Here is an 11,478-nt window from a genome sequence, read left to right on the forward strand (position 1 = left end):
CTTGGGTGAGAGGGCCGTTCGTGCACTCGATCAGGCGAGGCCGAGTTCCTTGTCGATGAAGTCGAAGATCTCGTCGGCGGAGGCGTCGCCGAGCCGGCCGCCGATGTCCGCGCCGGCGGACCCGCTGAGGATGTCGGTGAGCCGCGTGGTCAGGGCCTGCAGGCGGGCGGTGATCCGGTTGCTCTCGATCTCCTCGGCGGAGAGCGTCGCGACCGCCTCCTCGAAGCGGTCCAGCCCGGCGAGCACAGAGTGCACACCGGTGTCGTCGGTCGGGCAGAGCACGGAGCGCAGGTGGTCGGCGAGCGCGCTGGTGGTCGGATGGTCGAAGATCATGCTGGTCGGGAGTCGGCGTCCGGTGGCGGTGTTGAGACCGGCTCGGAGGTTGACGGCGGCCACCGAGTCGAAGCCGAGTTCGTCGAAGGCCCGGCCGGGTTCGACGTCGGCGGGGTCCTCGTATCCGAGCAGCTCGGCGACCTGGGAGCGCACCAGGTCCAGCAGGGTCCTGCGCTGCTCGACCTCGGACATCGCGGCGAGGCGCTGCACCAGGTCCGACTCGCCCGCGGGGCCGTCGGTCCCGTCGCCGGCGAGGGCCGTGCGGACCTCCGGCAGGGCGTCGAGCAGGGGACGCGGACGAGCGAGGGTGTAGGTGGGAGCGAAGCGCGGCCAGTCGAAGTCGGCGATGACGGTGTGCGGTTCGGTGAGAGCGGGCACCCGGCGCAGGGCGGCGACCGCGTGGGCCGGGTCCATCGCGGGGGCGCCGATGCGTCGCATCATGGCACCGAGTTGCGCGTCGACCATGCCGCCGTCCCAGGAGCCCCAGGCGATCGAGGTCGCGGCCAGGCCGCGGGCCCTGCGCCGGTGGGCCAGGCCGTCCAGGTAGGCGTTGGCGGCGGCGTAGGCGCTCTGGCCGGCGCTGCCCCACAGGGCGGCACCGGACGAGAAGAGGACGAAGGCGTCGAGGTCGGTGTCGTGGAGCAGCTCGTCCAGGTGGCGTGCGCCCAGGGCCTTCGCGGTGGCGACCTCGGCGAAGTCGGCGAGGGTGAGGTCCCCGAGGTCGGCCATCCGCTGGGCGACGCCGGCGGCGTGGACCACGGCGCTGAGCGGGCGCCCGGTGTCGGTGGCCAGGGTTGCGAGGAGGATGCCCAGGGCTTCGCGGTCGGCGATGTCGCACGCCGCGAGGGTGACGTCGGTACCCCGGGCCCGCAGGTCGGCGGCGAGTTCCACGGCCCCGTCGGCGGCGGGGCCCCGGCGGCTGGTGAGCACCAGGTGGGCGGCGCCGCGCGCGGCGAGCATGCGTGCGACGTGCGCGCCCAGGCCGCCGGTGCCGCCGGTGATCAGGACGGTGCCGCGGGGGCGCCAGGCGTCCTGGGCCTCCTGCGGGTCGGCGGCGCGGACCATCCGCCGGCCGAACATACCGCCGGGCCGGATGGCCAGCTGGTCCTCCCCGTCGATGCCGGTCAGCGCGTCGCACAGGCGTCGCAGCTCGGGCCCGTCCGCGCCGGGGTCGGTGTCATGGGGCAGGTCGAGGAGGCCGCCCCAGGTCCGGGGGGCTTCGAGGGAGAGCCCGGTGCCGAGTCCCCACACGGCGGTCTGGAGGGGGCTGGTCACCTCGTCGGGGGCGCCGACGGCGACCGCTCCGGTGGTGACGCACCACAGCGGGCTCTGCCAGCCGAGGTCTCCGAGGGCCTGGGCCAGCGCCACGGTGGCGGTGAGCCCGTGGGAGAGGGCCGGGTGCCGGGAGTGCGGGCGGTCGTCGAGGGCCAGCAGGGAGAGGACGCCGCGGGGTTCCCGGTCGCCGGTGCGCTCGCGGAGCCGTTCGGCGAGTGCGGCACGGTCGGCGGTGTCCTGCTGAGCGGGATCCTGGTCGGCGCCGCCGAGTCCGACCATGGCGACGTCGGCGCCGCGGGCGGCGAGGAGGTCTCCGAGCGCCTCCGCCAGCGCGCGGCGGGAGCCGTCGGCGGGGTGGAGCAGCAGCCACTCGCCGGGCAGGGCGTCGGAGGTCCGTTCGGCGAGCAGCTCCCAGTGGACCCGGTAGCGCATGGCGTCCACCGCAGACGCCTCGCGTCGGCGGCGGCGCCAGGCGGAGAGGGCGGGCAGGACGGGGGTGAGATCGGCGGTGTGGAGGTCGAGACGCTCGGCGAGGGAGGGCGCGTCCTCGCGTTCGACGGCGTCCCAGAAATCGGTTTCGGCGGGCCCGTCCGGGCCGGCCGCCGGGGCGACCGGTGCTGCCGCTGCCGCCTGCTCCGTGTCCTGAGCCCAGAAGTGCCGGTGCTGGAAGGCATAGGTGGGCAGGTCGACGCGCCGGGCGCCCCGGTCGGCGTAGAACGCCGGCCAGTCCACGGCGGTGCCGCGGGTCCACAGGGCGCCGACGGCGGCCAGCAGGGTGTGCTCCTCGTCGCGGCCGCGGCGCTGCGCGGGTACGAAGACGGCGCGCTCCTCGGACCTGTCGTCGGCCCTGTTGGCGGCCCTGTCGGCGGCGTCCGCGTCGGGGCGGTCGTCGGCGGTGAGGCAGTCGGCGCCCATCGGGGTGAGTGCGGCGTCGGGGCCGATCTCGGCGAAGGTGGTGGTGCCCTCGGCGGCCAGCGTGCGGACGGCGTCCGCGAAGCGGACGCTCCCGCGGACATGGCGCACCCAGTAGCCGGGCTCGCACAGCTCGTCGGCGGTGGCGAACCCGCCCGTGAGGGTCGAGACGACAGGAATCCGCGGCGGCCGGTAACCGAGCCCCTCGGCGACCTGGCGGAACTCGTCGAGCATCGGCTCCATCAGGATTGAGTGGAACGCGTGCGACACCGCCAGCCGCGAGGTCTTGCGGCCCAGCGCCTCAAAATGCGCGGCGACGTCGAGGACAGCATCCTCATCACCCGAAACCACCACCGCCTGCGGCCCGTTCACCGCCGCCACGCCAACCCGGTCACCCAGCAGCGGCACAACCTCCGCCTCACCCGCCTGCAACGCCACCATCGCACCACCCGCCGGCAACGCCTCCATCAACCGACCACGCACCACCACCAGACGAGCCGCATCCTGAAGGGAGAACACCCCCGCGACGTGCGCCGCGGCAATCTCACCGACCGAATGCCCCGCCACGAAGTCCGGACGCACACCCCACGACTCCACCAGACGGAACAACGCCACCTCGAACGCGAACAACGCCGGCTGCGCGAACCCCGTCCGGTTCAACAACCCGGCATCCTCACCCCACACCACCTCCCGCAACGGCCGGCCCAACCACCCGTCCAACTCCGCCACCACCGCGTCGAACGCCGACGCGAACACCGGGAACGCCGCGCACAGCTCACGCCCCATCCCCAACCGCTGCGCACCCTGACCCGTGAACACGAACGCGAGCCCGCCGTCACCACGGGAGATCCCCTTGACGATCCCCGCCGCCTCGCGGCCCTCGGCGAGCGCCCGCAGCCGGGTGGTCAGCTCGGCCCGGTCCGCCGTCGGGATCACGGCCCGGTGCTCCAGGGCTGCGCGGGAGGTCGCCAACGAGTAGCCCAGGTCCAGCAGGGCCGGCTCGGGACCGGTGTCGAGCCGGGTCAGCAGCCTGGCGGCCTGGGCCGTCAGGGCGGCCGCCGTGCGGGCCGCGAGAGCCACCGGCACAACACAGGTGGCGACCGGCACAACGTGGTTGGCGATGCCGGGAGTTGCGGGCGCGCCGTCGTCCACCGCGGGGTCCGGCTCGGCTGGTGCCTGCTCCACCACGACGTGCGCGTTGGTGCCGCTCATGCCGAAGGAGGAGACGCCCGCGCGGCGCGGCTGCCCCCCGGCCGGCCAGGGGATCTGCTCGGTGAGCAGCCGGACGTTGCCCTCCGACCAGTCCACCTCGGGCGTCGGTTCGTCCACGTGCAGGGTCCGGGGCAGCACTCCGTGCCGGATCGCCTGCACCATCTTGATGACGCCGCCGACGCCGGACGCGGCCTGCGCGTGGCCGATGTTGGACTTGAAGGAGCCCAGCCACAACGGGCGGTCTGCGGGCCGGTCCTGGCCGTACGTGGCCAGCAGCGCCTGTGCCTCGATCGGGTCGCCAAGGACGGTGCCGGTGCCGTGGGCCTCCACTGCGTCGACGTCGGCGGCGGAGAGCTGCGCGTCGGCCAGGGCCTGCCGGATCACCCGCTGCTGCGAGGGGCCGTTGGGGGCCGTCAGCCCGTTGGATGCGCCGTCGGAGTTGACGGCGGAGCCGCGGATGACGGCCAGCACGGGGTGGCCGTTGCGGCGGGCGTCGGAGAGCCGCTCGACCAGCAACAGGCCCACCCCCTCCGACCAGGTGGTGCCGTCGGCCGCGGCGGCGAAGGACTTGCACCGGCCGTCCGGCGCGAGACCGCGGTCCTGGCTGAAGCCGATGAAGGAGGACGGGTGGGCCATCACGGTGACGCCACCGGCCAGGGCCATCGAGCACTCGCCGGCCCGCACCGACCGGACGGCCCAGTGCAGGGCGACCAGCGAGGAGGAGCAGGCCGTGTCGACCGTCACCGCGGGCCCCTCCAGGCCCAGGGTGTAGGCGACCCGGCCGGAGGCCACGCTGGCCATACCGCCGGTGCCGCCGCCGACCGCGTAGTCGTGGTAGACGACTCCGGCGAACACCCCGGTCCGGCTGCCGGCCAGGGAGGTGGGGTCGATCCCGGCCCGCTCGAACGCCTCCCACGCGGTCTCCAGCAGCAGGCGCTGCTGCGGGTCCGTGTCGCGGGCCTCGCGCGGGCTGATCCTGAAGAGGTCCGGGTCGAAGTCTCCGGCGTCGTGCAGGAAGCCGCCCTCACGGCAGTAGGTGCGGCCGGTCACGGCGGGCTCGGGGTCGTAGATCCCGTCGAGGTCCCACCCGCGGTCGGCGGGGAAGAACGAGATCCCGTCGGAACCGGCGGCGACGAAGTCCCACAGGTCCTCCGGGGAGCTGATGCCACCGGGGAACCGGCAGCTCATGGAGACGATGGCGACCGGTTCGTGCTGCTGGTACTCGACTTCGCGCAGCCGCCGCTTGGTCTGCTGGAGATCCGTGGTGGCGCGCTTGAGGTAGTCCCGGAGCCTGTCGTCGTTGCTCATGAAGCCGCTGCCAATCTCGATCTGTTCGCAGGGGGTTGATCGCGGGAGGGGCCGGTCGCGGAGGCTCATCGCGCGGAGGTACCTCGGAACTCCGGTCAGGGAGTCCCGAGTTCGCCGTCGAGCACCTCGAACAGCTCGTCGTCGGTCACCGTGCCGTAGTCGCGGGGCGCGGCCTGCTCGGCCGCCGGGGCGCCGTGCGTGTCCTGCCAGCGGCGCAGCAGCGCCTCCAGCCGGGCGGTGACCGTCCGGTGCCCGTCCTCGGCCGGCGGCAGCGCCGCGAGGGCCGCCTCCAGCCGGGTCAGGTCGGCGAGCAGCGGCTTCGCCGGGTCGCCGTCCACCGGATCGATCCGGCCGCCCAGGTGGTCGGCGACGACTCGGGACGTCGGGTGATCGAAGATCAGTGTGGCGGGCAGGTGCAACCCGGTGGCGTCACCGAGTCGTTTGCGCAGTTCGACGGCGGCCAGCGAGTCGAAGCCGAGTTCCTGGAACGCACGGTCCGGGTCGACCGCCTCCGGCGAGGCGTGGCCGAGGACCGCGGCGACGTTCGCCCGTACCACGTCCAACAGGACCCGATCGCGTTCGTGCGCGTGGAGCCGGCCGAGGCGCTGCCGCAGGTCCGCCCCGGCCTCGCGGAGCCCGGCCCGGCGGGCGGGACCGGGCACCAGGGAGCGCAGCACCGGCGGAACGTCACCGGGTTGGGCCCGCAGCGCCGCCCGGTCGAGCCGGATCGGCGCCACCGCCGGGGCGGCCGCACACAGCGCCCGGTCGAACAGGTCCAGCGCGGCGGGGACGGTCCAGGCCGGAAGGCCGACCTTCGCGAGGAGGTCCCGCTGCGGCGACGCGGTCACCTCCTCCCAGGGCCCGAACGCGACGGACCGGCCCGCAAGGCCCAGCCCGGCGCGGTGGACGGCCAGCGCGTCGAGGAAGGCGTCCCCCGCCGCGGCGGCGGCCTGGCCCGTACCGTGCACCAAGGCGGCGGAGGAGGAAAGCAGGACGAACGCGGCGAGCTCGCGGTCCCGGGTCAACTCGTGCAACTGCCAGGCCACTTCGGCCTTGGCACGCAGCGTCGCGGCCAGCCGGTCGGGAGTCAGGGCGTCCAGCAGTGCGTGGGGGGCGCCGGTGGCGGTGTGCACCACCGCCGTCAGCGGGTGGGCGGCGGGGAGCCCCGCGATCAGGGCTTCGAGCGCCGCGCGGTCGGCGGGGTCGACCGCGGCAACCGTGACCTCGGCGCCGAGTGCGGCCAACTCCGCCCGGATGCCCGCGCCTTCGTCTGCGTCACGGTCGCCGCCGGGGGCCTGACCGAGGCTGGGGGCCGGAGTGCCGAGGGGGGCGACGTCGGTACCGGGGGCCGGGGTGTCGAGGGGCTCGGAGGTGAGCACCAGGTGCCGGACGCCGTACGCGGTGACGAGGTGGCGAGCCAGCAGCGCGCCCGCACCGCCGGTGCCCCCGGTGACGAGCACGGTGCCGCCGGCCAGGTCCGGGCGCGGCCCGGCCGGCCCGGTGGCCCTCACCAGCCGGGGCAGCAGCACCCGCCCGGAGCGCAGCGCCAGCTCGGCCTCGCCGGAGGCGAGTGCGGCCGGCAGTGCGCGACGCGACTCGGGTGTGGCATCGATGTCCAGCAGCACCAGCCGGTCGGGGTGTTCGGCCTGCGCGGCGCGGACCAGGCCCCACACCGGGGCCTGGGTGAGGTCGGCCGTGACGGCACCCCTGGTGGCCACCACCAGTCGGGCGCCTGCCGTCGGCGCCTCCCCGGCCAGCCACGTACGCACGGTGTCGAGTACCGAGTTCAGCACCGCGCGCACCTCGGCAGGCCCCTGCCCGTCGGGAGCGGGGCAGCAGTAGAGCGCGAACCGCGGGGCCGCCCCGGCGCCGCCGCCGGCCGCGGCCGGTTCGACGGGCGGGTCGTCCGTCGGCCCGGCGGGGCCGATTCCGAGCAGGTCCGGACCGAGCACCGTAACGTCGGCCGCCGCCGAGGCGGCGGGCGACGGCGCCGGTACCCACTCCAGTTGCAGGAGGCCGTCGTGGCGGTCGGCGGCGGCGAGCCGGTCGGCGGGCACCGGACGGGAGACGACGGTGTCCGCCGAGAACACCGGCATGCCCGCCGCGTCCGCCAGGACCAGCGTCGACCCTCCGCCCTTCGCCGGCGTGACGCGCAATCGCGCGGTGGACAGCCCGCTCGCGTACGCGAAGACGCCCGTCCACGCCGCGGGCTGGATCGGTGCCGGTGGCGATGCATCACCGGACCGGCCGATCAGCTCCAGTTGGAGGGCTGCGTCGAGCACCGCCGGGTGCAGGACGAAGCCGGTGCCATCGGCAGCGGCCCGGTCGGGCAGCTCAACCTCGGCGAAGAGGTCGTCGCCGCGCCGCCAGACCGCCTTGAGGCACTGGAACGCCGGGCCGTAGCCGTGCCCTCGGGCCCACAGGCGTTCGTAGCCCTCGTCGACGTCCAGCTCCTCGGCGCCGACAGGCGGCCACTCGGTGAGCCCGGCCGGCGGTTCGACCGTGCCGTCGGCCAGTACTCCGGTGGCGTGCCGGATCCACAGCGACTCGGGGTCGTCAGCGCGCGAGTGGACGGTCAGCGCGCGATGCCCGTGCCCGTCCGGCGTCCCCACGAGCACACGAAGCGCAAGGCCGCCGCGCTCGGGCACCACCAGCGGCTCCTCCGCGAGGAGCTCGCGAACCAGGGGGGCCCCGGCCTGCTCACCGGCCGACAGTGCCAACTCCACCAGCCCCGCGCCGGGAAAGACCACGGTGTCCAGCAGTTCCATGTCCGACAGCCAGGCCTGCCGGTCGCGGGACAGCCTGCCGGTCAGCAGGATCTCGTCGGTTCCGGGGGTCTGGACCGAGGCACCCAGGATCGGGTGTGAGACGACGTCCAAGCCGACGGCGGAGGCATCGCCACCCGGCCCGGGGGCGCTGACCCAGAAGCGCCGACGCTGGAAGGGGTAGGTCGGCAGGTCGATCCGGCGGGCGCCGGTGCCGGCGAAGAACGCCGACCAGTCCACTGCCGCGCCAGAGGTGTGGAGTTGGGCCAGTGCGGTCACCAGGGCGGCGGGCTCCGGCCTGTTGCGGCGGGTGGCGGCGACCAGCGTCGCCTGCTCACCCGTCACGGACTGCTGTGCCAGCCCGGTCAGGACACCGTCAGGACCCAGCTCCAGGAACCGGCTGACACCCTCCGCCTCCAACACACGGACGGCATCCGCGAAGCGGACGCTCTCCCGCACCTGCCCCACCCAATACCCCGGCGAGGCCAGGTCGGCGCCCAGCGCGCCGGTCACCGTCGAGACCACCGGCACCGAAGGCTCGTGGTACTCCAACCCGCCTGCCACCGCACGGAACTCGTCGAGCATCGGCTCCATCAGCACCGAGTGGAACGCGTGCGACACCGCCAGCCGCGACGTCTTGCGGCCCAGCGCCTCAAAATGCGCGGCGACGTCGAGGACCGCGTCCTCATCACCCGAAACCACCACCGAGCCGGGGGCGTTCACGGCAGCGAGACCCACCCGGTCACCCAGCAGCGGCACAACCTCCGCCTCACCCGCCTGCAACGCCACCATCGCACCGCCCTCCGGCAGCGCCTCCATCAACCGGCCACGCACCGCCACCAGACGAGCCGCATCCTGAAGGGAGAACACCCCCGCGACGTGGGCGGCGGCAATCTCACCGACCGAATGCCCCGCCACGAAGTCCGGGCGCACGCCCCAGGACTCCACCAGACGGAACAACGCCACCTCGAACGCGAACAACGCCGGCTGCGCGAACCCCGTCCGGTTCAACAACCCGACGTCCTCACCCCACACCACCTCCCGCAACGGCCGGCCCAACCACCCGTCCAACTCCGCCACCACCGCGTCGAACGCCGACGCGAACACCGGGAACGCCGCGCACAGCTCACGCCCCATCCCCAACCGCTGCGCACCCTGACCCGTGAACACAAACGCCGAACGACCACCACGCCGCGCCAGCACCGGGACGGACTCCCCCGACACCAACGCGGCCAACCCCCGCCGCAACTCCTCCACATCCGAACCCACCACAGCAGCCCGATGCTCAAACACCGCCCGCGACGTCGCCAACGAGAACGCCACATCCAACAGCGCCTCATCGCCCACCAAAGACAACAACCGCCCCGCCTGCGCCGCCACCGCACCCGGCGTCCGACCCGACACCACCCACGGCACCACCGACACAGACACCGCCACCGGAACCGGACCGCCGCCTTCAGCAGAAGCCTCGACGACCTCCCGCTGCGGCGCCTCCTCCACGATCACATGCGCGTTCGTCCCACTCAGACCGAACGAGGACACACCCGCCCGGCGCAGACGTCCACGCTCCGGCCAGGCCACCTGCTCAGTGAGGAGCCTGACGTTGCCCCCCGACCAGTCCACCTGCGGGGAGGGCCGGTCCACGTGCAGGGTCTTCGGCAGCATGCCGTTGCGGATCGCCTGGACCATCTTGATGATGCCCGCCGTGCCGGACGCGGCCTGGGCATGCCCGATGTTGGACTTGATCGAACCCAACCAGAGCGGCTGATCCTCGGGCCGGTCCTGCCCGTACGTCGCCAGCAGCGCCTGCGCCTCGATCGGGTCACCCAGACGCGTCCCCGTCCCGTGTGCCTCCACCACGTCCACATCCGCCGACGACAGGCCCGCGCTCGCCAAGGCCTGCCGGATGACCCGCTGCTGCGCCGGGCCGTTCGGCGCGGTGAAGCCCTGTGAGGCACCGTCCTGGTTCACGGCCGAGCCGCGGATCACGGCGAGAACCCGGTGCCCGTTGCGCTGTGCGTCGGACAGCCGCTCCAGCAGCAGCATCCCGGCACCCTCGGAGCAGGCGACCCCGTCCGCGGCCGCCGCGAAGGACTTGGAACGGCCGTCGGCGGCAAGGCCCTGCTGCTCGCTGAAGTAGAGGAACATGTCGGGGGTGGACATCACCGTCACGCCACCCGCCAGCGCGAGAGTGCAGTCCCCGCGGCGGAGCGCCTGCACCGCCCAGTGCAGTGCGACGAGCGACGAGGAGCACGCCGTGTCCACGCTCACCGCCGGGCCCTCCAGCCCCAGGGTGTAAGCGACTCGGCCGGACACCAGGCTGCCGCCGCTGGAGCTGCCGGGCGCGCTGCCCAGCGCGTAGTCGTGGTACATCACACCGGCGAACACGCCGGTCGGGCTGCCCTTCAGTGAACCCGGATCGATGCCGGCCCGCTCGAACGCCTCCCAGGACACCTCCAGCAGCAACCGCTGCTGCGGGTCGGTCCCGAGGGCCTCGTTGGGGCTGATGCCGAAGAAGTCGCTGTCGAAGTCGGCTGCGTCGTGCAGGAAGCCGCCATGGTTGGCGTAGGTCCTGCCGGGCGTGCCCGGCCTGGGGTCGTAGAGGCCCGAGTCCCAACCCCGGTCGGTCGGGAACTCCGAGACCGCGTCGACACCGTTCTCGACCAACCGCCACAGATCCTCCGGCGAGGCGACCCCCCCGGGGTAGCGGCAGGCCATGGCGACGACGGCGATCGGTTCAACGGCCTGCCGCTCGGCGTCGGCGAGGCGCTTCCGTGCGTCGCGCAGGTCGGCAGTGGCCCGTTTCAGATAATCAAGAAGCCTCTGCTCGTTGCTCACCGAGGTCCACTCCTCATGGTCGGGAAACTCTGACGGCAGACGGAAGGGGTTGGGTCAGGACTGGTGTTCTCGGCGTCGATCGCCATCGGCCGAACCTGCCGGACGCCACGAGGGCTTCCACCTTCAGGAGGCTACTGAGCGCCTCCGGGAGGGCCAACCCTTAACCGCACCCCAGTCACCCCTTGTCCCGGCGAAGGGGTGCGGCAAAGGTCCTGGTCAGCGGCACCGTGACGCCGGGGACGCCCCCCCTGCCGGTCATGAGGCCGGGGTCTCCAGTTCGCCGTCCAGAATGTCGAAGAGCTCGTCCGCGGTCACCGCGCTCAGATCGGCGCCACCGGGTTCGTCACCGGCTTCCCCGCCGACCGGCTCGTCCGTACGGTGACCGCCGATCCATCGGGACGTCAGTGTTCGCAGCCGCAGCGCGATCCGGTCGTGCTCGCGCTCGTCAGCGGCGGCTCCGGCCAGCAGCGACTCCAGCCGCGACAACTCCGCGTCCAGTACCGAGATCGAACCCGCCGCGCCGTCGACCGGACCGAACTGCTGCTGGAGGTGCCCGGCGAGTGCGGCAGGGGTCGGATAGTCGAAGACCAGGGTCGCGGGCAGTCGCAGTCCGGCGGCCCGGTTCAGCTGGTTGCGGAGTTCGACCGCGGTCAGCGAGTCGAACCCCAGATCGCTCAACGCCCGGTCGGGTTCCACGGCCTCCGCCGAGGCGTGCCCCAACACCGTTGCGACGTGCGTACGCACGAGTTCCAGGAGGGTGTGGGCGCGTTCCTCCTCGTCCAGGCCGGCGAGGCGCTGCCGCAACGCCCCCTCACCCGACCCACCGGCCACCACC

Annotated in this window: 2 protein-coding genes and 1 pseudogene; all 3 read right to left on the minus strand. The window is 73.6% G+C overall.

Annotation, left to right across the window (positions count from 1 at the left end; translation table 11 throughout):
- Positions 1-30 precede the first annotated feature (30 nt).
- Complete coding sequence (locus ACFUK0_RS30295; RefSeq protein WP_380255656.1) at positions 31-5,040, minus strand: type I polyketide synthase; 5,010 nt, start codon at positions 5,038-5,040, stop codon at positions 31-33.
- Between the two features lie 95 nt (positions 5,041-5,135).
- Positions 5,136-10,601: pseudogene (locus ACFUK0_RS30300) on the minus strand (type I polyketide synthase); the annotation flags it as partial.
- A gap of 297 nt (positions 10,602-10,898) precedes the next feature.
- Positions 10,899-11,478, minus strand: a 580-nt coding sequence (locus tag ACFUK0_RS30305; RefSeq protein WP_380255657.1) for a phosphopantetheine-binding protein, incomplete at its 5' end; no start/stop codon positions are given.

Origin of the sequence: Kitasatospora sp. NPDC057223 (assembly GCF_042669755.1) — a bacterium.
In the GTDB taxonomy this organism is placed as follows: Bacteria; Actinomycetota; Actinomycetes; order Streptomycetales; family Streptomycetaceae; genus Kitasatospora.

Bases quoted from the DNA above. Each gene is read 5' to 3' on its own strand.
- ACFUK0_RS30295 (WP_380255656.1), bottom strand. From the start codon at position 5,040: ATGAGCAACGACGACAGGCTCCGGGACTACCTCAAGCGCGCCACCACG.